At 63.3% G+C, this 24,200-nt stretch carries 25 protein-coding genes and 1 tRNA gene; 11 read left to right on the forward strand and 15 right to left on the reverse strand.

Annotated elements, in window-relative coordinates:
* Nucleotides 1-89: 89 nt before the first annotated feature.
* The 9 genes from RSE12_11565 to pgi all read left to right on the forward strand — a co-directional run bounded on the left by RSE12_11565 (nucleotide 90) and on the right by pgi (nucleotide 10,009).
* Nucleotides 90-614: a carbon monoxide dehydrogenase subunit G gene (locus RSE12_11565; GenBank protein ID WRH61034.1), complete on the forward strand. Its 525-nt coding sequence runs from the start codon at nucleotides 90-92 to the stop codon at nucleotides 612-614.
* 46 nt (nucleotides 615-660) lie between these two features.
* Entirely contained in the window at nucleotides 661-1,146 is a 486-nt protein-coding gene (locus tag RSE12_11570; GenBank protein ID WRH61035.1) for a (2Fe-2S)-binding protein, read from the forward strand.
* A gap of 24 nt (nucleotides 1,147-1,170) precedes the next feature.
* Nucleotides 1,171-3,549 carry a xanthine dehydrogenase family protein molybdopterin-binding subunit gene (locus tag RSE12_11575; protein WRH61036.1) on the forward strand — a complete coding sequence of 793 codons (2,379 nt, stop codon included), beginning with the start codon at nucleotides 1,171-1,173 and terminating at the stop codon, nucleotides 3,547-3,549.
* Between the two features lie 13 nt (nucleotides 3,550-3,562).
* The gene (locus RSE12_11580; protein ID WRH61037.1) at nucleotides 3,563-4,351 is read left to right on the forward strand and encodes a xanthine dehydrogenase family protein subunit M; all 789 of its coding nucleotides are present in this window, start codon (nucleotides 3,563-3,565) and stop codon (nucleotides 4,349-4,351) included.
* 299 nt (nucleotides 4,352-4,650) lie between these two features.
* On the forward strand, nucleotides 4,651-5,235 hold the full coding sequence (locus RSE12_11585) for an HNH endonuclease (protein WRH61038.1): 585 nt from the start codon (nucleotides 4,651-4,653) through the stop codon (nucleotides 5,233-5,235).
* Between the two features lie 119 nt (nucleotides 5,236-5,354).
* Nucleotides 5,355-6,068, forward strand: a complete 714-nt coding sequence (locus tag RSE12_11590; GenBank protein WRH61039.1) for an MgtC/SapB family protein — start codon at nucleotides 5,355-5,357, stop codon at nucleotides 6,066-6,068.
* A gap of 213 nt (nucleotides 6,069-6,281) precedes the next feature.
* Nucleotides 6,282-7,736 (forward strand): glucose-6-phosphate dehydrogenase, encoded by a 1,455-nt coding sequence (gene zwf, locus RSE12_11595; protein WRH61040.1) that lies wholly within the window; start codon nucleotides 6,282-6,284, stop codon nucleotides 7,734-7,736.
* Nucleotides 7,733-8,404, forward strand: coding sequence for a 6-phosphogluconolactonase (gene pgl / locus RSE12_11600; protein WRH61041.1), 672 nt, complete (start codon nucleotides 7,733-7,735; stop codon nucleotides 8,402-8,404). Before zwf ends, pgl begins: the two co-directional genes overlap by 4 nt.
* 3 nt (nucleotides 8,405-8,407) lie before the next feature.
* Nucleotides 8,408-10,009, forward strand: coding sequence for a glucose-6-phosphate isomerase (gene pgi / locus RSE12_11605; GenBank protein WRH61042.1), 1,602 nt, complete (start codon nucleotides 8,408-8,410; stop codon nucleotides 10,007-10,009).
* Between the two features lie 74 nt (nucleotides 10,010-10,083).
* Here the strand turns inward: pgi and RSE12_11610 are convergent, their stop codons facing one another.
* From RSE12_11610 to RSE12_11675, 14 genes are all read right to left on the reverse strand, one after another.
* On the reverse strand, nucleotides 10,084-10,437 hold the full coding sequence (locus RSE12_11610; GenBank protein WRH61043.1) for a RidA family protein: 354 nt from the start codon (nucleotides 10,435-10,437) through the stop codon (nucleotides 10,084-10,086).
* Nucleotides 10,438-10,499: 62 nt separating this feature from the next.
* Nucleotides 10,500-10,573, reverse strand: a tRNA-Gly gene (locus RSE12_11615).
* Nucleotides 10,574-10,638: 65 nt separating this feature from the next.
* Nucleotides 10,639-12,297: a VWA domain-containing protein gene (locus RSE12_11620; protein WRH61044.1), complete on the reverse strand. Its 1,659-nt coding sequence runs from the start codon at nucleotides 12,295-12,297 to the stop codon at nucleotides 10,639-10,641.
* A gap of 78 nt (nucleotides 12,298-12,375) precedes the next feature.
* Nucleotides 12,376-12,921, reverse strand: a complete 546-nt coding sequence (locus tag RSE12_11625; GenBank protein ID WRH64807.1) for an NAD(P)H-dependent oxidoreductase — start codon at nucleotides 12,919-12,921, stop codon at nucleotides 12,376-12,378.
* A gap of 171 nt (nucleotides 12,922-13,092) precedes the next feature.
* Nucleotides 13,093-13,605, reverse strand: coding sequence for a fasciclin domain-containing protein (locus tag RSE12_11630; protein WRH64808.1), 513 nt, complete (start codon nucleotides 13,603-13,605; stop codon nucleotides 13,093-13,095).
* A 139-nt stretch (nucleotides 13,606-13,744) separates the two neighbouring features.
* Nucleotides 13,745-14,407, reverse strand: coding sequence for an anti-sigma factor (locus RSE12_11635; protein ID WRH61045.1), 663 nt, complete (start codon nucleotides 14,405-14,407; stop codon nucleotides 13,745-13,747).
* Nucleotides 14,404-14,952: a sigma-70 family RNA polymerase sigma factor gene (locus RSE12_11640; protein WRH61046.1), complete on the reverse strand. Its 549-nt coding sequence runs from the start codon at nucleotides 14,950-14,952 to the stop codon at nucleotides 14,404-14,406. The genes RSE12_11635 and RSE12_11640 overlap by 4 nt, the downstream gene beginning before the upstream one ends.
* Before the next feature lie 59 nt (nucleotides 14,953-15,011).
* Nucleotides 15,012-17,081, reverse strand: a complete 2,070-nt coding sequence (locus tag RSE12_11645; protein ID WRH61047.1) for an ASKHA domain-containing protein — start codon at nucleotides 17,079-17,081, stop codon at nucleotides 15,012-15,014.
* Nucleotides 17,078-17,476, reverse strand: a complete 399-nt coding sequence (locus RSE12_11650; protein WRH61048.1) for a cupin domain-containing protein — start codon at nucleotides 17,474-17,476, stop codon at nucleotides 17,078-17,080. The genes RSE12_11645 and RSE12_11650 overlap by 4 nt, the downstream gene beginning before the upstream one ends.
* A gap of 70 nt (nucleotides 17,477-17,546) precedes the next feature.
* Entirely contained in the window at nucleotides 17,547-18,701 is a 1,155-nt protein-coding gene (locus RSE12_11655) for a CoA transferase (protein WRH61049.1), read from the reverse strand.
* A gap of 119 nt (nucleotides 18,702-18,820) precedes the next feature.
* Complete coding sequence (locus RSE12_11660) at nucleotides 18,821-19,045, reverse strand: N-(5'-phosphoribosyl)anthranilate isomerase (GenBank protein ID WRH61050.1); 225 nt, start codon at nucleotides 19,043-19,045, stop codon at nucleotides 18,821-18,823.
* A gap of 39 nt (nucleotides 19,046-19,084) precedes the next feature.
* Nucleotides 19,085-20,065: a methyltetrahydrofolate cobalamin methyltransferase gene (locus RSE12_11665; protein WRH61051.1), complete on the reverse strand. Its 981-nt coding sequence runs from the start codon at nucleotides 20,063-20,065 to the stop codon at nucleotides 19,085-19,087.
* A 14-nt stretch (nucleotides 20,066-20,079) separates the two neighbouring features.
* Complete coding sequence (locus RSE12_11670; protein WRH61052.1) at nucleotides 20,080-21,003, reverse strand: methylenetetrahydrofolate reductase; 924 nt, start codon at nucleotides 21,001-21,003, stop codon at nucleotides 20,080-20,082.
* A 23-nt stretch (nucleotides 21,004-21,026) separates the two neighbouring features.
* Nucleotides 21,027-21,329, reverse strand: a complete 303-nt coding sequence (locus tag RSE12_11675) for a virulence factor (GenBank protein ID WRH61053.1) — start codon at nucleotides 21,327-21,329, stop codon at nucleotides 21,027-21,029.
* Nucleotides 21,330-21,597: 268 nt separating this feature from the next.
* Between RSE12_11675 and RSE12_11680 the strand changes: the two genes are divergently transcribed.
* On the forward strand, nucleotides 21,598-22,737 hold the full coding sequence (locus RSE12_11680; protein WRH61054.1) for a Ppx/GppA phosphatase family protein: 1,140 nt from the start codon (nucleotides 21,598-21,600) through the stop codon (nucleotides 22,735-22,737).
* Entirely contained in the window at nucleotides 22,734-23,480 is a 747-nt protein-coding gene (locus RSE12_11685) for an RlmE family RNA methyltransferase (GenBank protein WRH61055.1), read from the forward strand. Before RSE12_11680 ends, RSE12_11685 begins: the two co-directional genes overlap by 4 nt.
* A gap of 82 nt (nucleotides 23,481-23,562) precedes the next feature.
* Here the strand turns inward: RSE12_11685 and RSE12_11690 are convergent, their stop codons facing one another.
* On the reverse strand, nucleotides 23,563-24,132 hold the full coding sequence (locus tag RSE12_11690) for a DUF882 domain-containing protein (GenBank protein WRH61056.1): 570 nt from the start codon (nucleotides 24,130-24,132) through the stop codon (nucleotides 23,563-23,565).
* Nucleotides 24,133-24,200: the final 68 nt, after the last annotated feature.

The following is a 24,200-nucleotide window of genomic DNA, read 5'->3' on the forward strand; positions in this document are numbered from 1 at the left end:
AGCCTGCCGCGACCCCGCCTATACGACCATTGTTCCATATCGGGCGACGCGCCTGCCGCTTAGTCTGATGCCAAGACGAGGGAAGAGACATGCAGCTTAGCGATTTTCGAGAAATCAAGGCAGACCCAGCAACAGTCTGGGCGGCCATCCTGAACCCCGATGTTCTGAAGGAATGCGTGCCGGGATGCGAAAGCATGACCGGCAGCCCGGAAGAGGGGTTCGAGGCCGTAGTGACCCAGAAGGTCGGCCCGGTGAAGGCCACCTTCAAAGGGGCGGTGTCGATCAGCGACCGGATCGAAGGCAAAAGCCTGAAGATCAGCGGCGAAGGCAAGGGCGGCCCGGCTGGTTTTGCCAAGGGCAGCGCTGCGGTGACGCTGGAACCCAGCGAGGCGGGTACACGGCTGACATATGAAGTGGATGCCAATGTGGGCGGCAAGATCGCCCAGCTTGGCAGCCGGATCATCGACGGCTTTGCCAAGAAGATGGCGGATGAATTCTTCACCCGCTTTCAGGCCGCCGTCGAAGGCCCGCAGGAAGACGAGGCCGAGGCTGTAGCCGAGGGCGAAGGCGAAGGCGAAAAGAAAAAGGGCTGGTTCAAAAAGCTGATCGGCTGAACCGGCGGGCAATTCATTACCCAGGGATTTCCAAGGGAGGAAAACCATGACGAAAGTCACGATGACCGTGAACGGCAAGGTCGTTTCGGCCGAGACCGAGGGGCGCACGCTGCTGTCGTCCTTTCTGCGCGAAGGGCTGGGTCTGACCGGCACCCATGTCGGTTGCGACACGTCGCAATGCGGGGCCTGCGTGGTGCATGTCGACGGCAAGGCCGTGAAATCCTGCACCATGTTCGCCGCCGATGCGGCCGGGGCCAATGTCAAGACCATCGAAGGCATGATCAATGCCGATGGGTCGCTGTCGGTGGTCCAGCAGGCGTTTCAGGATCATCACGGCCTGCAATGCGGCTTCTGCACGCCGGGCATGGTGATGTCTTCCGCCGCCCTGCTGGCCGAAAACCCCAAGCCGAGCGAGGCCGAGATCCGGCATTATCTGGAAGGCAATATCTGCCGCTGCACCGGGTATCATAACATCGTCAAGGCTGTGCTGGCGGCATCCGGGCAGGATGCAGCCGCGATGGCCGCCGAATAACCGCAACTTCAGGGAGGGATTCAGATGCCAAAGGATTACGGGATCGGCGCCAGCTCGAAGCGGCGCGAAGATGTGCGCTTCCTGTCGGGGCGCGGAAATTACACCGATGACCTTACGCTGCACGCACAGACCTTTGCGGTCTTTGTCCGGTCGAACGTGGCGCATGGGCGGATCAAGGCGATCAACACCGCCACCGCCGCCGCAATGCCCGGCGTGCTGGCCATCTTCACCGGCGAGGATTTCAAGGATGTGGGCGGCAACCCGGCGGGCTGGCTGATCAACAGCCGCGATGGCACGCCGATGCGCGAACCCAAGCGCCCGGTGCTGGCCCATGGCAAGGTTCGCCATGTGGGCGACGCCTATGCCGCCGTCATCGCGGAAACCTACAATCAGGCCAAGGATGCAGCCCAGCAACTGGCCGATGACAGCGATATCGAAGAATTGCCCGCCATCGTCGACATGAAAAAGGCCGTGGCCGATGCGTCGAACCGCGTGCATGACGAGATCCCGGACAACCTGTGCTTTGATTGGGGTTGGATCGAAGATAACCGCGCCGCCGTGGACGCCGCGTTCAAATCCGCACCGCATGTGACGACGCTGGAACTGGTGAACAACCGTCTGGTGCCCAATGCGATGGAACCGCGTTCCTCCATCGGCGAGTACTACCCCGGCACGGGCGATTACAAGCTGACCACCACCAGCCAGAACCCGCATCTGACGCGTCTGTTGGTTTCGGCCTTCGTGCTGGGCATTCCGGAGAACAAGCTGACAGTCGTGGCCCCCGACGTGGGCGGCGGCTTTGGCTCGAAGATCTATCACTATGGCGAAGAGGCGCTGGTCCTTGCCGCATCGCGCAAGCTGGGCCGCCCCGTGCGCTGGACGGCGGAACGGTCGGAAAGCTTCCTCACCGATGCGCATGGCCGCGACCATGTGACCAAGATCGAACTGGCCTCCACCAAGGACGGTGAAATCCTTGCGATCCGCACGGAAACGCTGGCGAATGTGGGGGCCTATCTGTCGAACTTCTCGACCGCGACGCCCACCTTCCTGCATGGCACTCTGATGGCCGGCCCCTATAAGGTGCCGCATGTCTATGTGAACGTGAAGACGGTGTTCACCAACACCGCCCCCGTCGACGCCTATCGCGGCGCGGGCCGCCCCGAGGCCACGTTCAGCATCGAACGTGTGGTCGACAAGATGTGCCGCGAGCTGGGCCTTGACCCGTTCGAGGTGCGCCGCAAGAACCTGATCCAGCCGGACCAGTTCCCCTACACCACGCCCGTGGGCCTTGTGTATGACACCGGCAACTATCAGGCGACGCTGGACAAGCTGATCGAACTGGCCGACGTGGCCGGGTTCGACAAGCGCGCGGCGGAATCCAAGGCCAAGGGCAAACTGCGCGGGATGGGGCTTTCCACCTGGATCGAGGCTTGTGGCATCGCACCGTCGAACCTTGTAGGCGTCCTCGGCTCGCGCGTCGGTCTTTACGACGCGGCCACCGTGCGGGTGAATGCCACCGGCAATATCAGCGTGATGACCGGGGCGCATAGCCACGGGCAGGGGCATGAAACGGTGTTCGCGCAGATCGTGGCCGAACAGTTGGGCATTCCCGAAAGCTCGGTCGAGATTGTGCATGGCGATACATCGAAGATCCCCTTCGGCATGGGGTCGTACGGTTCGCGTTCCTTGGCGGTCTGCGGTTCGGCCATGACCAAGGCGGTGGACAAGATCATTGCCAAGGGAAAGAAGATCGCGGCCCATATGCTGGAAGCGTCCGAGAACGACATCGTCTTTGCCGATGGCAAGTTCAGCGTGACCGGCACGGACAAGGCGAAAAGCTTCGGCGAAATCGCCTTCTCGGCCTATGTCCCGCACAACTATCCGCTGGAAACGCTGGAGCCGGGGCTGGAGGAAACGGCCTTCTATGACCCGGCCAACTTCACCTATCCGGCGGGGGCCTATCTCTGCGAAGTGGAAGTGGATGCCGAGACTGGCAAGGTCGACATCGCCTCCTTCACTTGTGCCGACGACTTCGGCCATGTGATGAACCCGATGATCGTCGAGGGGCAGGTTCATGGCGGTGTGGGGCAGGGGATCGGTCAGGCCCTGCTGGAAAACACCACCTATGATGAAAACGGCCAGCTGCTGACGGCGTCCTATATGGATTACGCCATGCCGCGAGCCGATGATGTGCCGTTCTATACGGTGGATCATTCCTGCATCACGCCCTGCACGCATAACCCGCTGGGGGTGAAGGGCTGCGGCGAGGCTGGCGCCATCGGATCACCGCCTGCGGTGGTGAATGCGGTGATCGACGCCCTGCATCGGGGCGGGATGACCCACGTCAAGCATATCGACATGCCCGTGTCTCCGGCACGGGTATGGGCGGCGATCAACGGTTGAGGGAGGAACGGACATGCATAACTTCGATTTCGTGAAACCCTCGTCCATCGCGGATGCGGTCAAGGCCCTGTCGAACGAAGGCGCGCAGGCGCTTTCGGGCGGGCAAACCTTGACGCCCACGATGAAGCAGCGCCTTGCGGCACCCACAGTTCTGGTCAGCCTGACCGGGATCGCCGAGATGAAGGGCGTCTGCCTTGGGTCTGATGGCCTGTCGATCGGGGCCGCCACGCCGCACGCAACAGTGGCCAAGGAGGCGCTGGCGCATTACCCTGCGTTGGCCCATCTGGCAGGCGGCATCGGTGACCCGGCGGTCCGCAATCGCGGAACCATCGGCGGCAGCCTTGCCAACAACGACCCTGCCGCCTGCTATCCGGCGGCGGTGCTGGCATCGGGCGCAACCGTGGTGACCAACCGGCGCAAGATCGCGGCGGATGACTATTTCCAGGGCATGTTCACCACAGCGCTGGAAGAGGGTGAGATCATCACCGGCGTGACCTTCCCCGTCCCGCAAAAGGCGGCCTATGTTAAGTTCAACCAACCCGCCAGCCGCTTTGCCCTGACCGCCGTCTTCGTTGCCAAGTTCGCCGATGGCGTGCGGGTGGCGGTGACAGGGGCCAGCAACAATGGCGTCTTCCGCTGGGCAGATGCCGAGGCTGCGCTGTCGGGCAACTTTGCCGCCAGCGCAGTGGCGGGGCTGACGGTGGATTCGACCGGAATGATCGGCGATCTGCACGGCACACCCGCCTATCGCGCCAATCTGGTGAAGGTGCTGACCAAGCGCGCGGTCGAAGCCGCAGCCTGACCTACGGCAAGAATGCATACGGGGGCGGTCCGGAACAACCGGGCCGCCCTTTCCTTTTGGCGGCTGGGCATGTGGCATCAAAAGGCTGCCCGATCCTGCCGCATCCTGCCGCAGGTTTGGGCGTCACGGTCACGTCCGTGTCATGTAGCCGGTCTATGCAAGGATCAGGCGGATGTGACAGGCCACCACAGCTTGAGGGGCTTGCCACAGGTCTTCCGCCAGATATAGTCGATGTGCTGGGGCGGGGCTCCCCGCCCTGCATCGCAAGATGGCAGGATGAAGGCGGAGTCTGGCAAAGTATGGACGGCGATTTCAGGACACAGTTTGTACGCGACCCAGCCGCGCTGAAGCACTATCCGGCGCTGGTGCTGAATGCCGATTATCGGCCACTGAGCTATTACCCGCTCAGCCTTTGGCCCTGGCAAGAGGCGATCAAGGCGGCGTTTCTGGACCGGGTGCAGATCGTGGCGGAATACGACCACGTGGTTCGCAGCCAGAGGCAAGAGTTCCGCATACCTTCGGTCGTGGTGCTGAAAGAATTCGTCAAACCCCAGAAGCGCGTGGCATTCACGCGCTTCAATCTTTTTCTGCGGGACGAATTTTCCTGCCAATATTGCGGGGCCAAGGGCGACCTGACCTTTGATCACGTCCTGCCCCGGTCACGCGGTGGGGTGACAAGTTGGGAAAACGTGGTGGCGGCCTGTTCGCCCTGCAACCTGCGCAAGGGATCAAAGACGCTGCGCCAGTCGGGCCTGCATCTGCGCCGCGTCCCGCGCCCGCCAACCGCCGAAGAAATGCAGTCGCATGGGCGAAAGTTCCCGCCCAACCACCTGCATGAAAGCTGGATGGATTACCTCTATTGGGATGCCGAACTGGACGCGTGACGGTGTCCCTGTCGTCGCGCATGGGTCGCGTGACGGGTTTGACTGTCATATAGTCGTTACAAATCCTTTACATTTCCCAACGGGGGCGGTGATCTTGGGCTTTGCTCAAGGGGGTGCCCATGCTGACCGCGTTTTTCCCGCTTCCGCTGCAACTGGCGGCGCTGAACCTGTCGGTGGCGGTTTTCTGCGGCGCGCTGATCGGATCGGAACGACAGGTGCGCCAGCGCATGGCGGGGCTGCGGACAAATGCGCTTGTCGCGCTGGGGGCGGCGGCTTTTGTCACGTTTTCGGGGCTTTACCCTGATGAGGTCAGCCCGACGCGGGTGGCAGCCCAGATCGTTTCTGGCATCGGGTTTCTGGGTGCCGGGATCATCTTTCGTGACGGGTTCAACGTTCACGGGCTGAATACAGCGGCAACGCTTTGGTGTTCGGCCGCCGTGGGCATGATGGCCGGGGCGGGGGCGTGGCCCTATGCCGTGTTGCTGACGGGGCTTGTCGTGTTCATCAACCTGGGCCTGCGCCCCCTGGTCAAATGGTTGAAGCGCAAGACCAAGGCCGGGGTGCCGATCAGCCGATCCTACAGGGTGGTGATCACCTGCCGGGGGGATCAAGAGGCGGTGGTGCGGGCGCTTGTCCTGCGGACGCTGACCATCGGCGGGCTGCATCTGAGCGAGGTTGAATTGCGCGCGGCAGAGACGGGTGATGGTCTGGACCTGTCGGCCACCGTCACGGGTGAAGGCGTCACAGAAGAGATGCTGGAGCTTGCCGTGCAGCGGTTGGTGGCGGAGCCGGGCCTGATGCGGGTGCGCTGGCAGGGCGTTGATGAAGGCTGAACCAAACGCACCGTAGCGCAAACCTTTGCCGTTGTGGCATAGCGATGCGATGCCCGCCGACTGTCGCTTTCCGCCACCTTCCACAAGCGGGCGTTTGCGCTGCGGCGCAGCGGTGCTAGACTCGCGCGGGTTGCAGGGGTAAAAGCAGCATCGTTAGCGCTAACAAAGGCGCTGACCAAGTGTGGGGCAAAAGCCCAAGAACGAGGGACAGTCATGGTTTCGCGCGTCATCCCGGTCGATCCGTTCGACCTTGTGATCTTTGGTGGCACGGGCGATCTGGCCCGGCGCAAGATCCTGCCGGGGCTGTATCGCCGCTTTCTGTCGGGGCAGATGACCGCCGACAGCCGGATCATCGGCGCGGCACGGGCTGACCTGACCGAGACAGCATTTCGCACCATGGTGGCAGAGGCCATTGCCGAATTTGTTCCCGCCGCGCGGCGCGATCCGGCGCAGATTGCCGGGTTCATCGAACGGATCGGTTATGTTTCAATTGATGCGCAGGGCACCGGGGGCTGGGATACTCTCAAGGCGCTGATGCGGCCCGGCGTGGTGCGGGCCTTCTACTTTTCGGTCGCGCCCACGCTGTTTGGCGACATCGCCGAACGCCTGCACGCCCATGACATCGCCGATCCTCAAAGCCGTATCGTGGTGGAAAAACCCTTTGGCCGCGATTTGGCCAGCGCGCGCGCGCTGAACGCGGTGCTGGCACAGCATTTCGACGAACATCAGATCTACCGGATCGACCATTATCTGGGCAAGGAAACGGTTCAGAACCTGATGGCGGTGCGCTTCGCCAACATCCTTTTCGAACCGCTCTGGAAGGCCGAATACATCGACCATGTCCAGATCACCGTGGCAGAAACCGTGGGTGTCGAAGGACGCGGCGCGTATTACGACAAGTCCGGTGCCATGCGGGACATGGTCCAAAACCACATGATGCAGTTGCTGTGTCTGATCGCGATGGAACCGCCCTATCACTTTGACCCCGATGCCGTGCGGGATGAAAAGCTGAAGGTGATCCGCGCGCTTGATCCGGTGAAGCCCGAAGATATCGTGCGCGGGCAGTATCTGCCGGGTGGCGGGCAGGGCGGCTATGTCGAACATTCGGAAAACCCGGCGTCGCGGACCGAAAGCTATATCGCGCTGAAATGCCATATCTCGAACTGGCGCTGGAAGAACACGCCCTTCTATCTGCGCACGGGCAAACGGCTGCGTGCGCGGGCGTCCGAGATTGCGATCACCTTCAAGGAACCGCCGCATTCGATCTTTGATGATGCGTCTGGTTGGCGTGAAAACGTGCTGGTGATCCGGTTGCAGCCGAATGAAGGCATGAACCTGATGATGATGATCAAGGAACCGGGGCCGGGGGGTATGCGCCTGATGCAGGTGCCGCTGGACATGTCCTTTGCCGATGCGCTGGGGGCTGAGGCCGAGGATATTCCCGATGCCTATGAACGGCTGATCATGGATGTGATCCGGGGCAACCAGACCCTGTTCATGCGCGGGGATGAGGTCGAGGCCGCCTGGGCCTGGGCCGACCCGATTATCGCCGGGTGGGAGGCGCGGGGGGATCGTCCGCAGGGCTATGATCCTGGCTCCTCAGGCCCCGAGGATGCGCTGATGCTGATGCACCGCGATGGCCGTCGCTGGCGGGAGATCCGCGAATGAAACTTGAGGTCTATCCCGACCGGGAATTCCTGATGCTGGGGCTGGCCAATGTGATTGCGGGTCAGTTGGCGGATTTCCTGCGGCGGGAAGGGCGGGCCTCGCTTTGCGTGCCGGGTGGCACCACACCGGGGCCAATCTTTGACACGCTGTCCGGCGTTGATCTGGATTGGGCCAATGTGGCCGTGTTCCTGAACGATGAACGCTGGGTGGCCGAGGACAGCCCCCGATCCAACACCCGCCTGCTGCGCGAACGCCTCCTGCGTGGCAAGGCAGCGGCGGCGAACCTGATCCCGCTTTTTTCCCCGGCAGAGACGCCCGAAGGCGTGTTGGACGACCTTGCCGAAGGCCTGCGCCCGCATCTGCCGATTTCGGTGCTGCTGCTGGGCATGGGGGCCGACATGCACACCGCTAGCCTGTTCCCCGGCGCGGATCGACTGGCCGAGGCGCTGGCCCCGGATGCACCGATCCTTCTGCCCATGCGGGCCGAGGCGGCAGGCGAGCCCCGCGTGACGCTGACCGCGCCAGTGCTGAAGGGCGCGATGAACATTCATATCCTGATCGTGGGTGAAGAGAAGCGCGAAGCATTGGAGCGCGCGCTTTCGCTAACCCCGGAAGAGGCGCCAGTGCGCGCCGTGCTGGACAACGCAATTGTGCATTGGGCGGAGTGAGTGATGAAACAGGAATGGGCCGAGCTGGCCGCACATCATCAGGCGGTCAAGGATCGCCGCATCCTTGATCTGTTCGCCGATGCCAACAGGGCAGGGGCCTTTACCGCCATTGCCGATGGGATGCGTCTGGATTGGTCAAAAACCAATGTCGATGCCGATGGACGGAAACTGCTGGTCGCTCTTGCCGCCGCATCGGGGGTAGAGGCCAAACGCGCCGCCATGTTCGGTGGCGTCAAGATCAACGAAACAGAAGGCCGCGCCGTCCTGCACACCGCTCTGCGCGATCTGGATGGCCCGGTGATGGTCGAGGGCGTGAACGTCACCCCCGGCATCACTGCAACTCTGGCCCGGATGGAGGCGTTCGCGCGCGACGTGCGCGATGGCCGCTTCATAGGGCAGGGCGGCCGGATCACCGATGTGGTCAATATCGGGATCGGCGGGTCCGACCTTGGCCCCGCCATGGCAACACTTGCGCTGGCGCCTTATCACGATGGGCCGCGCTGCCATTACGTATCCAACGTCGATGGCGCGCATATCGCCGATACGCTGCACGGGCTGAACCCGGAAACCACGCTGGTGATCGTGGCCTCCAAAACATTCACCACAATCGAGACGATGACCAACGCCGAAACCGCGCGGGTCTGGATGGCGGGCAAGGTTACGAACCCTGCCGCGCAATTCGCCGCCGTGTCGACCGCCGCAGAAAAGACCGCTGCCTTCGGAATCGACCCTTCCCGCGTCTTTGGATTCGAGGATTGGGTCGGCGGGCGCTATTCCATGTGGGGTCCCATCGGCCTTGCGCTGATGCTGGCCGTGGGGCCAGAGGATTTTCGCGGCTTCCTCGCCGGGGGGCGGGCGATGGACGTGCATTTCCAATCTGCGCCGCTGGATTCGAACCTGCCTGTTTTGCTGGCGCTGGTGGGCATCTGGCACAATCAGATCTGCGGCCATGCCACGCGCGCCGTACTGCCCTATGACCAGCGCCTGTCGCGCCTGCCCGCCTATCTTCAGCAGCTGGAGATGGAAAGCAACGGCAAGCGCGTGGCGATGGACGGGTCCGATCTGCCCATGCATTCCGGCCCTGTCGTCTGGGGCGAGCCGGGGACGAACGGCCAGCACGCCTTTTACCAGTTGATCCATCAAGGTACCCGCGTGGTGCCCTGCGAGTTTCTGATCGCCCGGCAGGGGCATGAGCCGGATCTGGCGCATCAGCACCTGCTTCTCGTGTCGAACTGCCTTGCGCAATCCGAGGCGCTGCTGCGTGGCCGGTCGCTGGACGAGGCGCGCGCGATCATGGCGAAGAAAGGTCTGACCGGGGCGGAACAGGACCGGCAGGCCCGGCATCGCGTGTTCCCAGGCAACCGCCCCTCGGTCACGCTGGCCTATGACAGCCTGACTCCCTTCACGCTGGGCCAGATCATCGCGCTTTATGAACACCGGGTCTTTGTCGAAGGGGTGATCCTTGGGATCAACTCTTATGACCAGTGGGGGGTGGAACTGGGCAAGGAATTGGCGCTGGCGCTGCAACCCGTGCTGGAAGGGCATCAGGGCACGGATGGCAAGGACGGATCAACCGCCGCTTTGGCCGCGTGGTTCCGCGGATAAAGAGACCCCCGGCGCATCACGCCGGGGGCCAAAAATCTTTGAAGATTTTTGCAAATTTCTTCGAAGAAATTTGATTACCTCAACGCCGCCGTCACGATGACTTCGACCAGATAATCCGGCGTCGCCAGCTTCGCTTCGCCCGTCGCCCGTGCCGGGGTGTGGCCCTGCGGGACCCATGCATCCCAGATGGCGTTCATCTCGGCAAAGGTGCCGATATCGGCCAGCCAAATCTGGGCAGACAGGATGCGCGTCTTGTCCGTTCCGGCCTCGGCGAGGATACGGTCCACCTCGGCCAGGCATTGGCGGGTCTGATCCGCCACGCTGCTGCCGGGATTGCCGACCTGACCCGCCAGCCAGACGATGCCATTATAGGCCACGGCCTCGGACATGCGGGCACCGGTGCCGATACGGGTGATGTCACTGTTCATGGAGATATCCCTTCCTGATTGCTTGCCGCTTGCTAACAAGACGAGCGCAGGAAGGAAAGGGATGGAGCGGGTGAAGGGAATCGAACCCTCGTATTCAGCTTGGGAAGCTGCTGCTCTGCCATTGAGCTACACCCGCAACAGGGGTTGAGGTAAGCCAGCCGCGCGCCGTCGTCAAGCGGGTTTGGCGCGCGCCGCAGTGGGTCAGGGAACGGTGATTTCGGTCCGTTCGCCCGCCACCACGGTGACCCGTGCTTCGGTCATCACGGCGGGGTCGCCGCGATAGGCCTCGATCACATAGTCGCCGGCTGCGGCGGTCAGGTTGATCGCCTCGCCGTATTCGGTGTGCAGCCGTTCCCGTTCGCCCGAAATGTTGGCCTTGCCCGACATCACAAGGATCGACGATGCCCCCGGCGCCGTCACGGCCATCACGCCTGCGTTCAACACCACCGACACATCCACCCGTTCGCCGCCCTTCACGGTAAAGGGCGCTTCGGCCAGGGCCAGATCAAGCCCCACTTCCACCACATAGTCCCCGGGCGGCAGGGTGAACTGGCTGCCCGCTCCATAGGCGGTGGCGATGCGGTCGCGCGAGCCATCAAGGTTCTTCTTGACCGGATAGACCGCAACGGAATGGGCGTTTGTCTCCAGCATCATGCCGTCGACATAGAACCCTTCCACGGCGGCAAGCCCGGCCTCGGCGATGATGTCCACCTCGGTGGTTTGGGCGGCGGTGATGGCCACGGTCTGGGTGGCAAAGGCATTGCCCACCTCCACCCGCAGGTTCAGATCACCCGCGGGCACCACGATATCGGTCGTGCCGTAATAGGTGCCTTGCCGTTCCCCAGCGGCGTTGAGCAATTGGACGGCGGCGCTGTCCTCATCCGGGCCGCCCGCACTGCCCTTGGGGTGGATGATCACCCGACCGGCGTTCAGAATGACCTCGGGCGCGGCGATGGCGTCAGCGGTGATGGTCACATCCTGTAACACCGTGACTTCGTCCAGCTTTGTTTCCAGCTTGTAGGTTCCGGGCTCGATGGTCACCGTCACCTCGCCATATTCGGTGGTCACGCGGTCGCCCAAAGATCCGTCGCTGGCAATCTGATAAAGCGCAAAGGCCGTGCCCTCCTCGACCGGCACAGGCGCGCCCGGTGCGAAAAAGGCCAGCGGGGCAAAGTTGTAATCCGGCGCGGCAGGGGGCGGGGTGGGTTCGGGCGCTGGTGCCGGTTCCGGTTCTGGTTCGGCCACCGCCACCGTGGTCTTGAGCGCATCAGACAGGGATGAGGCATCCTTCGCCTCGATGTACTTTCCGCCCGTATTCTCGGCCAGACAGGCGACGGTCTTGCCTTCCTCGGCGGTCAGGCCAAAGCCCACGACATGGGTGGTGAAATCCACCCCTGACGCCTCAAGTTCATTTCCCAAAGCGCAGGGATCGGCATCGCAGGTTTCGATCCCGTCAGTGATCAGGATAACGGTTGCCTTCGCCTCGGTGGATCGCAACTCGGCGGCTGCCTGACGAACCGCCTCGGACAGCGGGGTCTTGCCCAGGAATTTCATCCCCGCGGCGGCATCGCTGATGGCCTGCGCTGTGCCGGGTCCGGGGGGGACGACCAGTTCGATATCGCTGCACGAACCTTTTTCGCGATGGCCATAGGCCATCAGGCCCAGTTCGGTGGCCGGATCAATCCCCGCCAGCACACCCGCCAGCGCCTCACGCGCAATCTCCAGCTTTGCCCGCCCGTCGATCTGCCCCCACATGGAACCCGAGGCGTCCAGAACGATGATGCTTTTCCCCTCGGCCAGCGCGGCATAGGGCAGCAGAACGGCGCAGACGGTGGCGAAAATCGATGCGCGAAAGGACATGGCAACCCCGGGGCAATGATGGACTATACCAAAGCGTAGGTTGGCCCCGGCCCTTGTGGCAAGCGATCTTTGGGCCGATCAGGCTTTGTTTCCGATCAGGAAACGCGCCGCCACTGCCATTGCAGCCGTGTCCTGCGCGATTTCCCCCACCGCATCGCCCACCCCGTGCAGTGCGCCACCCCAGCGCATGCCAAGCCAGAGGATGGACCTTGTGACCATCGCCTCCAGCAATTCGGGAACGGTCGGTTCAGGGTCGGCGCGGCTTGTGATCAGATGCACGGTCTTTTCCCGCGCCCAATCGGCAAAGCCCGTTTCCGTCGCATCAAACCAGCCCGACCAATGATCCAGCAGCAGCTTGGCCGGGGCGGGCAGGGCATACCAGTAGACAGGTGCCACGATGACGATATCGCTTGCGGCGCGCATGGCATCCATAATGGCAGCCAGATCGCCAACAGGCTGCGCCGTTGCGGGGCGAAGGTCACGATAGGGGGAAATCTGCGCCGCGCTCAGGTCAATCCAATGCTGTGCAGATACGGGCAGGGCCATGGCCGCATTTTGCGCCAGCAGCGCGGAATTTCCGCCGGGCCGTGCCGAAGACAAAAGAAAAAGATACCGCCGCTCCATGCCGGTCAGGAAACGGAACGATGCGCAAAATGACAAGGGGGTTCCGGGCGAAATACCCCGAAACCCCCTTGCCCGCCCCAGCGCCTGTGTTTTGGGGACAGAGATTGGCGCCAGAAGCGGTAGGTGCGCGGGTCAGGGAGTGACGGCCCCGCCCGCGCCTGCCACCTGCGATTAATTCGCGGGCAGCAGAACCGTGTCGATCACATGGATCACGCCATTCGACTGCTTCACGTCGGCAATCGTGACGGTGGCAACATTGCCCTGACCATCGGTGATCTTGACTGCATCGCCATCCATCGCGGCGGTGAATTCGCAGCCGCCAACGGTGCCGATCTTGTGCATGCCGCCATCATCCGCGATCATTTTCACGATGTCGGTCGACATGGCATTCGCAGCCACGACGTGGCAGGTCAGGATCTTGGTCAGCATGTCCTTGTTTTCGGGCAGCAGCAGCGTTTCAACGGTGCCAGCCGGCAGTTTGGCGAAAGCGTCGTTGGTCGGCGCGAAAACGGTGAACGGGCCTGCACCCTGCAGCGTTTCCACCAGACCGGCGGCCTGCACGGCAGCAACCAGCGTTGTGTGATCAGCCGAATTCACGGCGTTCTCGACGATGTTCTTGTCCGAGAACATGGCCGCACCGCCGACCATCGGGTTCTCGCTGCCATCGCTGGCGGCCATGGCCATCGCAGAGGTCAGCAGCAGGGCCGGAAAAGCAAAGCGAAGTTTCATCGTGTATCTCCCAAGGTTGAAGCAGCTCTCGCTGCCTTGCCCGGAAGTTACGGGGTGTGCGGGGCAGAAGTTTCAGCCCCGCAAATTTTTCGGATCACAGGTCCGTTATCACGCCTGCCGCGACAACCGGCCCGGTCGGTGCGCCCGTGGGCGACCCGCCAGCAGGTTCCACAGACACGGCCAGTGTCCAACCGGCCGGGGCCTCGGGATAGGGGACGGCGATGGTCTCACCCTCCAGCAGGCCCAGCGACACTGGGGCTGCATCCGGTGCGATGATCCAAAGCTGCTGCACCTGCCCTTCCGGCGCGGCCGTCCCGGCCACGCGTGTCACGGTCAGGGCCTGCCCGTCAAAGCGCGCCTCGAACCGCAGGCTTGCATCTGCCTCGCCCAGCGTGGCCACCACGGGCGGCGGGGCAGGCGGTGTGAACATGACCACTGCGCCAATGGCAATGGCGGCAGCAGTCGCCGCACCGGACAGCCAACCGAACAGCGGGCGGCGGGCGGGTTTGGCCGCAACCGGGAACAGCCGCGCCTCGATCCGGGGCAACAGGTCGGGGGCGGGCACTTCGGCGTAATCGTCATTCAGCGGCGCCAGCCGGTTTTCCCATGCGGCCACACGGGCCACAAAGGCGCTGTCATTCTTCAGCCGCGCCTCAACGGCGCTGCGATCGGCCAGCGACAGAACGCCCAGCACATATTCCGCGGCCAGCGCGTCATCTGCATCCAGTGGCGACAAGGGGGTGTCTTCGGTTGTCATGCGTCCATGCACTCCCTCAGCCGCAGCAGGCTGCGCCGCAGCCATGTCCGCATGGTGTTGAGAGGCACGTCAAACCGTGCGGCAAGGTCGACATAAGACAGCCCGTTCAGATAGGCCCCGCGCACCGCCTCGGCCCTGTCGGGTTCCAGCGTGGCAAAGCATTCGGCGATACGGCCCGCTTCGCCCAAGGCGATCAGCCGGTTTTCCGCCGTTGGGGCGGCATCGCGCACGGTATCCAGCGCATCGGCATCGTCGCGCAGCGACTCGTCCGGGCGGGCGCGCAGCCTGTCGATGGCGTGATTCCGCGCGATGGCGATGAGCCAGGTCATGCCGCGCCCCTTCGTTGCGTCAAAGCGTCCGGCTCGCAGCCAGATGCGGGTGAAAACTTCCTGAAGCGCATCCTCCGCCTCGGGCCTTGTGCCTAGGATACGCAGAAGCACGCCCAGAAGTTTCGACGCAGTCTTGGAATAAAGTTCACGAAAGGCCGCGCGGTCCTGCGCGGCCACCCGGGACAGAAGATCGGCTACCGGGTCTTCGTCAATCATGGTTACCCTGCTTGTCTGCCCCCTGTTTGTAAGGCGTCGCACGCAGAAGGAAAGCCCTTTCAGCCACGGCGCCGCCGCCGCCCCTCGCTGCCCGAACCACCCGCGTTGAAGCTCACGTCAGGCAGGGTGACGATGGCGTTCAGTTCCGGGAAGGGGTCCGTTGCATGGGGAATGGCATTGGCATTGACGAAATGTTCCTGAAACTTCGGCTCGATGGCAGTTTCCACCTTGTGGATCTGATGCACCGTCGCTTCGATCTGGTTGCGCGCCGCCACGCTGCACAGCGCGATCCGCGCGCCGGTGCCGGCTGCATTGCCGGCGCTGGTCACATGGTCCAGCGGCACATCCGGGATCATCCCCAGCACCATCGCGTGTTTCGGGCTGATATGCGCACCAAATGCCCCGGCCAGCGTGACGCGGTCGACCTTTTCCACGCCCATCTCATCCATCAACAGCCGCGCCCCGGCATAAAGCGCCGATTTCGCAAGCTGGATCGCCCGGATATCGCCCTGCGTCACCATGATGCGCGGCCCGCCATCCAGACTGCCATCATGCAGCAAATAGCTGTGCGTCCGCCCTTCGGGCGTGCAGCGCCATGTCCCGGTCTGTTCCGGGCTGCCGATCAGGCCGCCTGGGTCCAGAAGGCCCGCCATGCGCAGTTCTGCCACCGCCTCGATGATTCCCGAACCGCAGATGCCGGTGATGCCAGAGCCCTTGGTCGCCTCATCAAAGCCCGGATCGGTGGACCAAAGATCGCTGCCGATCACCTTGAAACGCGGCTCCTTTGTCACGGGATCGATTTCCACCCGCTCGATCGCGCCCGGTGCCGCGCGCTGCCCGCTGGAAATCTGCGCGCCTTCAAAGGCCGGGCCAGTGGGCGACGAACAGGCCAGCACCCGCGTGGAATTGCCCAGCAGGATTTCGGCATTGGTGCCGACATCGACGATCAGCACCATGTCCTTTGATTTGTTGGGCTCCTCTGACAGCGCAACGGCAGCGGCGTCGGCCCCGACATGGCCTGCGATGCAGGGCAGGATATAGACCCGTGCCGCGCGGTTCAGCGCGGGAAGGTCCAGATCGCGCGCATCCAGACTTATGCTACCTGAGGTGGCCAGCGCAAAGGGCGCCTGACCCAGTTCCACCGGATCAATCCCCAACAGCAGGTGGTGCATCACAGGATTACAGACGAAGACCACCTCATAAATCGCGGTCGGATCAATGCCCGCCTCCTGCGCGATGGTCTGGGCCAGCCCATTGATCGCTTCGCGTACCGCGCGGGTCATCTCGACATCGCCGCCGGGGTTCATCATCGCATAGGACACGCGGCTCATCAGATCTTCGCCGAACCTGATCTGCGGGTTCATCAGGCCGGACGAGGCCAGCACCGACCCATCCTTCAGATCGCACAGATGCGCCGCGATGGTGGTGGAGCCGAGGTCGATGGCCAGCCCGTAAAGCCCGCCGTCATGGAAACCCGGCCAGATGTCCAGAATGCGCGGCGTGCCATCATGGTTGCCCTTGTGCAGGGCGACGGTGACCTTCCACTCGCCCTTGCGCAGCACCGGCTGCAACCGGCGCATCAGCGAAAGGTCGGCGGCCACATCCTCCACCTGCCACTGATCGCGCAGGGCAATGGCCAGACGTTCGAAATCGCCCGTGGGTTCGTGCATGTCAGGCTCGGCCACCTCGACATAGAGAAGCCGGGTCGCCGGGTCCATAATGATGTCGCGCTGGGTGGCCGACTTGCGGATCACCTGCTTGTGGACCTGAGATTCCGGCGGCACGTCGATCACGACATCGCCCATCACCTTGGCCTGGCACCCCAGACGGCGGCCATCCAGCATCCCGCGCTTGGATTTGTAGCGTTCCTCGACCGAATTCCATTCCGTCAGCGCGTCATCGGCAACCGTCACGCCATGTTTGGAAAAATCGCCGTAGCTGGGCGTGATTTGGCATTTGGAGCAAATGCCCCGCCCGCCACAAACGGAATCAAGGTCCACGCCCAACTGCCGCGCCGCTGTCAGCACCGGTGTGCCCAGCGGGAACCGTCCGCGCTTGCCCGAAGGGGTAAAGATCACCAGCGCTTCTTCAACAGTGGCGGCGGTTGCGGTTTGGGCGGCGGCGGTCATGCGGTCTGTCCCGTCTCGTGGATAAAACTATAGCGGATGTCGGCAAAGGAATCGGCGGCGAAGGTGTAGAACCAGCGCAGCGGTCCATACGCCTGCGGCACGCCATGCACGGCGCCCCCGGGGATGTAAAGCGCAACACCGGGGGCAAGGCGGTGGGGGGTGCCATCGATCATGACCTCACCCTCGCCCTCCAGCCCGAAATAGACCTCGGCCTGCGGATGGGAATGCAGCGGAAAGGTATCCCCCGCTGCCATCATCGCGACTCCGCAGGTGATTTCATCGCTGTCAGTGGAAGGCGCGGAAAACAGCGTCCGAAACTGGATCGTCCCGCGCGCCGGATCATCCCAGCGTTCATCGGGCAGGGCGGCGAAATCCACGGCGCATGCGGTGGGCAAGGTCATTTCTCCTGTTCGTGTGCCTGTTCTAGGGCGTGGGGCGGCGTCTGCAATGCCGGATAGCGGCAGGTCAGGGTTCGCCCGCGTCAAGCCAGTGCAGGATCGCCGCGCGGTCCCCGTCCAGACGGGGGGCAGGGCCACGCGCATGAAGGTCTGGCAGCGTGGACATCTTGATCGGATTGCCTGCCGCAGTGAAGGCAGGCCCCCCCGGCGCGGGGTCTACCGGCACCACCATGTTGCGCGCCAGAACCTGCGGGTCGGCCATCGCCTCCAGCATGGTCTGCACCCGGCCGGTGGGAACCCCGGCCGCCTCCAGCACCGCGATCCAATGCGCGGCGGGATGGCCCAGCGTCACCGCTTCGATCAGGCGTTTGAGAAGATGCACATGCTCGCACCGCGCGGCATTGTTGGCAAAGCGCGGATCATCCGCCAAAGGCAACGCCAGCGCAGTGCACAGCCGCGCAAACAGCGCGTCATTCCCGGCGGCAATCACAAAGAACCCATCCGCGGCGCGATAAGTGGAAAAGGGCGTGATCGTCGGATGCCGCGCGCCGGTGGGGCCGGGCGGATGGCCCGTTGCCGCCGTGATGGCAAGGCTGTGCTCCTGAATGGCGATCTGGGCATCCAGCATGGCAATGTCGACCTTCGCCCCCAACCCCGTCCTTTCGCGGGCATAGAGCGCAGCCAATACCCCCTGCGCCAGATACATCCCCGCCACGATATCCCCGATGGATGCCCCCACCCGCACCGGGGGGCCGCCTTCTTCGCCCGTGATCGACATCACCCCGCCGCGCGCCTGCACCACCATGTCATAGGCGGGCTTGCCTGCCTCGGGCCCGGTATGGCCAAAGCCGGACACGGCGCCATAGATCAGCCGGGGGTGGCGGGTGTGGAGGGTATCCCAACCATAGCCCAACCGCTCCATCACGCCGGGGCGATAGTTTTCCAGCACGACATCCGCCCGCGCCAGCAACCGGTCAAACAACGCGCGGTCGGGCGTGGCCTTGAGATCGAGCGCAATGGATTGCTTGCCCGCGTTCAGCGCCGCGAAATAGCCGGACTCCCCCTGCACGAAAGGGGGAAAGGCGCGGGTATCATCCCCGGTTCCGGGCCGTTCCACCTTGATCACCCGCGCGCCCAGATCAGCCAGCGTCGTAGCGCAGAAGGGGCCTGCGAGGACATGGGTCAGATCAAGGATGGTGATGCCGGAAAGGGGCGCGGGCATGGGTGTGTTCCAGTGCGTCGGTCTGCACAGTCAGGCTATACGCACCTCAACGATTTTTCTGCGAAAAATCAGAGGTGCAGGGCCTGAAATTTCGCAGAAATTTCGTTGGCCCAAGCCGCTCAGAACAGCAGATGCACGGGCCCGGAATGACAGACCACGATGAACTGGTCGGCGGTTTGCAACAGATGAAACCCCCGCGACCGCACCTCGGTGATGAACCGCTCGCGCCCGACCTCGCGGTCGATCCACGTCACATTGCGGCGGATGACATGGCCATCCGCCGCCTTGGCCGAAAAGATCAGCCTGATCCAGGTATCAGAAGGGGTGTGCCTGACGGTTTGCATGGGGCGACCCTAGCCGCCCCATGGTTACGATCTGGTTAATCAGGCGCGGCCGCGGCGGCCGCCCCGGCGGCCACCGGCCGCCTGCGACGCGGCGCTCGAGGCCTCGGCAAAGGTCATGCCGCCTTCGACCGCTTCCAGAACCTTGGCAAATCGGATCCATTCCCCGCCATTGGCATCATGGTTCATCAGGAAGTTGGCGGCACGGATCGCCTCCATCTCCTGCTGGCGGACCGGGTTCATGATCGCGCTTGTCATACCCGCGCCAATGGCCATGGGCAGGAAGGCCGCGTTGATCCCGTGCCGATGCGGCAGGCCAAAGCTGATGTTAGACGCGCCACAGGTGGTGTTCACGCCCAACTCGTCGCGCAGACGGCGGACAAGGGCAAAGACCTGCTGACCCGCGCTCGCCATCGCGCCCACCGGCATCACAAGCGGATCGACCACGATGTCATGCGCCGGAATGCCGAAATCTGCCGCGCGTTCCACGATCTTCTTGGCCACCGCAAACCGGACATCGGGATCGGGCGAGATGCCGGTATCGTCGTTGGAAATGGCCACGACGGGCACGTTGTATTTCTTCACCAGCGGCAGGACGAGTTCCATGCGCTCTTCTTCTCCCGTCACGGAATTCAGCAGCGGGCGGCCCTCGCAGGCGGCAAGCCCGGCCTCCAGCGCGGCGGGAACCGACGAATCGATACACAAAGGCACGTCCACCGTTTGCTGGATGATCTCGATCAGCGCCTTCATCAGCGGCGGTTCGACAAAGTTGTTGTCGGCATAGCGTGGGTCTTCGGCCATCTTGTTGGTGAAGACCGCGCCCGAATTCACATCAAGCACCGTCGCCCCGCAGGCCACCTGCTCCAGCGCGTCGCGGATGACAGTCTCATAGTTCCCGGCTTCCAGTTCGGCGGCCAGTTTCTTGCGCCCTGTCGGGTTGATGCGTTCACCGATCACGCAGAAAGGTTCGTCAAAACCGATGATCACGGTCTTGGTTTTGGATTCAAGGACGGTACGAGTCATCGGGGAACCTTTTCTTATGCGTGTGCAGGCTGGCCGGAAGTGCCGCCGTTTTCGGTGATCCAGGTGGCGTTGGTCTTGATGCCGCCCAAGGGGAAGAAATGCACCGCTTCGATCCCGAAATCGGGATGCGCGGCCTTGTGCGCGGCCAGGGCCGCGACAAATTCGGTGGGCTCATAGGGAAGCAGCAGCTTTGTCACATCCATCGCGCGCTTTTGCAGCACGCGCAGCGACGGGCCCACGCCGCAGGCGATGGCGAATTTGATCAGGGTCTGAAGTTTCGCAGGCCCCGCCACACCGATGTGCACCGGCAGCTTAACCCCCTCGGCGGCCAGACGGTCCACCCAGGCGATCACGGGATCAGCCTCAAAACAGAATTGCGTGGCCATCGCCATCTTGGCATCGGTCCGCTCGGCAAAGGCCGATTTCCAGCGCGCGGCTTCCATCACCATGCGGTCAGACCCATCCGGATCAATGTCCTTGTTGCCTTCCGGGTGGCCCGCCACATGCAGCCGTTCGAACCCGTCAAAGGCACCCGACTCAAGCAGTTGCATCGAGGTCTGGAAGTCGCCCACCGGCTGCGCCACACCACCAGCCAGCAGAAGGCCCTGCTTCACATCGGCCTCGCCCTTGTAGCGGGCCACCCAATCGGCCAGCGTCGCGCGGTCCTTGATGATGCGCGCGGGGAAGTGCGGCATCACGGGATAGCCTTCCGCATTCAGCCGCTTTGCTGTCGCCACCATGTCCTCGATCGGGGTGCCGTCGATATGGGCGATATAGACGCGGGTGCCTGCGGGCAGGATTGCGCGGAAGCTTTCCACCTTTTCCGCCGTGCGCGGCATCACCTCGATGGAAAAGCCCTTGAGAAAGGCCTCCATCTCGGCCGGGGCCTCGGCAGATGGGGCAGGGGCTGCCTCACGGCGAAAGTTGAACAGGGCCATGCGGCTCTCCCACGGTTAACGGATCAGGCTTTGGCCCAACCCTCGGCGTCGATCAGCGCCTTCAGGCGCGCGGTATCAAATTCGGCTTCCAGCTGGGCCGCCACGGATTTCACGATTTCATCCGGGTCGCCGTCCACCTCATAGGGGGCAGCCTTGCGCCATTCGGCGAGATAGCTGTCGGTATCGCGCGCGCCCACCTTCATGGCGCAGCGGTCGATGGCCTGCTCGAAGCGCTCGGTCAGCTGGATCTTGGACCCACGCCGCCCCTTGCCCACGATGACCTGGGCCGGGATGTCGCGCCAGTAGACGATGGTAACCTCAGGCATGCGATTCCCCTTGCCGTGCTTGACCCTTTGATAGCGCCGATCCCCGACAGCCGATGTCGGTTTTCGACATGGCGCAGGCGAGGAACGACCCCCACCTGCGCCAATTCCGACCTAGCGCAATTTGGTGACGGCGGCGACAGAGCGGGATCGGAAAAATTCTCAAGCAAATGATGAATGTGATTGCAGCATGCAACCGCCGGTCAGCGCGCGCTTGCCTTGGGTGGCCAAAGGCGGCTACGATTGGGTTAACCACAGATGGAGGGCGGTCATGACGCCCCAGCGTCCCCGGGAGGCGGACGCGATCCCGCAGTTGGACGGCATGCCAGACGGCGTGCCGCCCGCGGTAGAACCGTCAGCTTCCCATCCGCCGGGGGCGGGCACGCTTTATGCGGCGCTCGACCTTGGCACAAACAGTTGCCGGATGCTGATTGCCCAGCCAAAGGGCAGCCAGTTTCAGGTCGTGGACAGCTTTTCCAAGACTGTCCAGCTTGGCGTGGGGCTTGAAGCCTCGGGTCGGTTGTCGCGCGCCTCGATGGGGCGCACGGTGCAGGCGCTGCGCATTTGTCAGAAAAAGATCGAAAAGCACGGCGTTCGCCGGATGCGCCTTGTTGCGACAGAGGCCTGCCGCCGCGCGCGCAACGCCAAGGATTTCATCCGGCAGGTCCGGCGTGAAACCGGGCTTAGCCTTGAAATCATTGCTCCCGAAGAAGAGGCGCGGCTGGCCGTGATCTCTTGCGCACCGCTGGTGAACGCGCGCACCGAACAGTTGCTGGTGGTCGATATCGGCGGCGGATCGACCGAACTGGTCTGGATCGACCTGTCCGCCGTGCCGCCCGAGGATCGGGCAAGGTCGATCATGCGGCTGCATCGCGGGTTTCAGCCGCAGGGTGAGGCGTCGGCGCGGGTGGTGGACTGGATTTCTGTCCCGCTTGGCGTCGCCACGCTCAAGGATCAATTCGCCGACGTGGATGATGATGCTGCGCGTTTTGCGTTGATGAGCTGGTTCTTTGAAGAAAACCTCGCCAGCTTTTCGCCCTATAACGCCGAAAACCCCCGCGCCGGTTTTCAGATCATCGGCACCTCTGGCACCGTCACGACAGTGGCTGCCAGCTATCTGAACCTGCGCCGCTATGATCGGACCAAGGTGGATGGGTTGCAGATGACATCCGATCAGATTGATCTGGTGATCCGGGAATATCTGTCGCTGGGCCCCGAAGGGCGGCGCACCGATCCGCGCATCGGCCGCGACCGCCACGCGCTGATCATGTCCGGCGCGGCTATCCTTCAGGCGCTGATGCGGATATGGCCGACCGATCGCCTGAGCGTGGCCGACCGTGGCCTGCGCGAAGGGCTGTTATATGCACAGATGAGCGCGGATGGCGTTCTGGAAGATGGGCCTTACGCATGACACAGGAAAAGGGAACCTCCGGGCGCGGCCAGCGCGAATTGCGGGTACGGGTCAAGACGGCCAAGGGGCGCAAGCTTTCGTCAACGCTCTGGCTGGAGCGGCAGTTGAACGATCCCTATGTCGTCCGGGCCAAGAAAGAGGGCTATCGCGGACGCGCGGCCTATAAGATTCTGGAACTGGATGATCGCTACGGTTTCTTGAAACCGGGCGGCCGGGTGGTGGACCTTGGCTGCGCGCCGGGGGGATGGTGCCAGGTCGCCGTTGTGCGGGTCAATGCGTTGGGGCAGAACCCGAAGAAGCCGGTGGGCACCGTGCTGGGCGTCGATCTGCAAGAGGTGGAGCCGATCCCGGGCGCCGAGATTCACCAGTTGGATTTCCTTGACGATGACGCCGATGAAAAGGTGAAACGCTGGCTGGGCGGCCGCGCCGATGTGGTGATGTCAGACATGGCCGCGTCGGCGTCGGGCCACAAGGCCACCGATCACCTGCGCATCGTGGCGCTGGTCGAGGCGGCCTTGGCCTTCGCCTTTGACGTGCTGGAAGATGACGGAACCTTCGTCGCCAAGGTTCTTGCCGGCGGGGCCGAGAATGAGATGCAGACCCTGCTCAAGCGCAACTTCCGCAAGGTGGCAAATGTGAAACCGCCCGCCAGCCGGTCCGACAGTTCCGAGAAATTCGTCGTGGCCCAGGGATTCCGAGGCCGTCAGGTCGCGGCAGATGCGGCGGATGACGAGGATGAATAACTGCGATTGATGCGCGGCAGGAAACGCAAAAGGGACGCATCAAGCGCCCCTTTGTCATACCGCCAATTGCGATAGGCGGAAATCAGCCGCCCCAGTGACGAACCGGTCCGCAATCCATGTGCACGAAGTTCGACCGCGAATAACGGCCCACGCCGCCCGACGCGCAGGCCTCTGCCGCCTTGGCCATCTGTCCGACAGAGCGGGACTTCAGCCGCAGATCGGCCGCCTGGCCCTTCATGTGCAGCGAGTTGCGCGCCACACCGCCCGACTTGGACCGCAGCATCGCATTGGTGGCCGGGCTGCGATAGCCCGACAGCAGGACATAGGGTTCCGACACATCCATCAGGCTATGCGCCGCAGCCATGATGTCGATGGTGCGCAGGTCATACTTGATCTGGTCATTGGACCGCCAGTCACGCATGAAGTAATTGATTTCCTTGACGACTTCGGGAATGTACTCGCCTTCGATCCAATAGATCGTATCGACGCTTTCCCCGGTGCGGCCCGAATACATACGGATGCGGCGCACATCGCCCGCGCCGCGCAGCAAACCAAAAGCATTGGAGTAGGTGGGGGCCGCAGCAACCGTCACCGCCGCGAAAACGCCAAGCACACCGCGACGTGTCACTCCAAGTTTGGTCATGTCTGTCATTCTGACTGCTGTCCCCGTGATCCGTCTTCGCCGCCTCTAAGAGCAGCTTCTGTGCCACTTATCCCCAA

Source organism: Fuscovulum sp., from assembly GCA_035192965.1.
Lineage (GTDB): Bacteria > Pseudomonadota > Alphaproteobacteria > Rhodobacterales > Rhodobacteraceae > Paragemmobacter.

Excerpts from the sequence above, each read along its gene's own strand:
- RSE12_11645 (WRH61047.1), bottom strand. The coding sequence starts at position 17,081 with ATGACCGCCGCCGCCCAAACCGCAACCGCCGCCACTGTTGAAGAAGCG.
- RSE12_11665 (WRH61051.1), bottom strand. The coding sequence starts at position 20,065 with ATGACTCGTACCGTCCTTGAATCCAAAACCAAGACCGTGATCATCGGT.
- RSE12_11690 (WRH61056.1), bottom strand. The coding sequence starts at position 24,132 with ATGACAGACATGACCAAACTTGGAGTGACACGTCGCGGTGTGCTTGGC.
- RSE12_11640 (WRH61046.1), bottom strand. The coding sequence starts at position 14,952 with ATGATTGACGAAGACCCGGTAGCCGATCTTCTGTCCCGGGTGGCCGCG.
- RSE12_11565 (WRH61034.1), top strand. The coding sequence starts at position 90 with ATGCAGCTTAGCGATTTTCGAGAAATCAAGGCAGACCCAGCAACAGTC.
- RSE12_11570 (WRH61035.1), top strand. The coding sequence starts at position 661 with ATGACGAAAGTCACGATGACCGTGAACGGCAAGGTCGTTTCGGCCGAG.
- RSE12_11635 (WRH61045.1), bottom strand. The coding sequence starts at position 14,407 with ATGACAACCGAAGACACCCCCTTGTCGCCACTGGATGCAGATGACGCG.
- RSE12_11590 (WRH61039.1), top strand. The coding sequence starts at position 5,355 with ATGCTGACCGCGTTTTTCCCGCTTCCGCTGCAACTGGCGGCGCTGAAC.
- RSE12_11685 (WRH61055.1), top strand. The coding sequence starts at position 22,734 with ATGACACAGGAAAAGGGAACCTCCGGGCGCGGCCAGCGCGAATTGCGG.
- RSE12_11585 (WRH61038.1), top strand. The coding sequence starts at position 4,651 with ATGGACGGCGATTTCAGGACACAGTTTGTACGCGACCCAGCCGCGCTG.
- RSE12_11670 (WRH61052.1), bottom strand. The coding sequence starts at position 21,003 with ATGGCCCTGTTCAACTTTCGCCGTGAGGCAGCCCCTGCCCCATCTGCC.
- RSE12_11660 (WRH61050.1), bottom strand. The coding sequence starts at position 19,045 with ATGCAAACCGTCAGGCACACCCCTTCTGATACCTGGATCAGGCTGATC.
- RSE12_11675 (WRH61053.1), bottom strand. The coding sequence starts at position 21,329 with ATGCCTGAGGTTACCATCGTCTACTGGCGCGACATCCCGGCCCAGGTC.
- RSE12_11625 (WRH64807.1), bottom strand. The coding sequence starts at position 12,921 with ATGGAGCGGCGGTATCTTTTTCTTTTGTCTTCGGCACGGCCCGGCGGA.
- pgi (WRH61042.1), top strand. The coding sequence starts at position 8,408 with ATGAAACAGGAATGGGCCGAGCTGGCCGCACATCATCAGGCGGTCAAG.
- RSE12_11580 (WRH61037.1), top strand. The coding sequence starts at position 3,563 with ATGCATAACTTCGATTTCGTGAAACCCTCGTCCATCGCGGATGCGGTC.
- zwf (WRH61040.1), top strand. The coding sequence starts at position 6,282 with ATGGTTTCGCGCGTCATCCCGGTCGATCCGTTCGACCTTGTGATCTTT.
- RSE12_11655 (WRH61049.1), bottom strand. The coding sequence starts at position 18,701 with ATGCCCGCGCCCCTTTCCGGCATCACCATCCTTGATCTGACCCATGTC.
- RSE12_11575 (WRH61036.1), top strand. The coding sequence starts at position 1,171 with ATGCCAAAGGATTACGGGATCGGCGCCAGCTCGAAGCGGCGCGAAGAT.
- RSE12_11680 (WRH61054.1), top strand. The coding sequence starts at position 21,598 with ATGACGCCCCAGCGTCCCCGGGAGGCGGACGCGATCCCGCAGTTGGAC.
- RSE12_11630 (WRH64808.1), bottom strand. The coding sequence starts at position 13,605 with ATGGCCATGGCCGCCAGCGATGGCAGCGAGAACCCGATGGTCGGCGGT.
- pgl (WRH61041.1), top strand. The coding sequence starts at position 7,733 with ATGAAACTTGAGGTCTATCCCGACCGGGAATTCCTGATGCTGGGGCTG.
- RSE12_11620 (WRH61044.1), bottom strand. The coding sequence starts at position 12,297 with ATGTCCTTTCGCGCATCGATTTTCGCCACCGTCTGCGCCGTTCTGCTG.
- RSE12_11610 (WRH61043.1), bottom strand. The coding sequence starts at position 10,437 with ATGAACAGTGACATCACCCGTATCGGCACCGGTGCCCGCATGTCCGAG.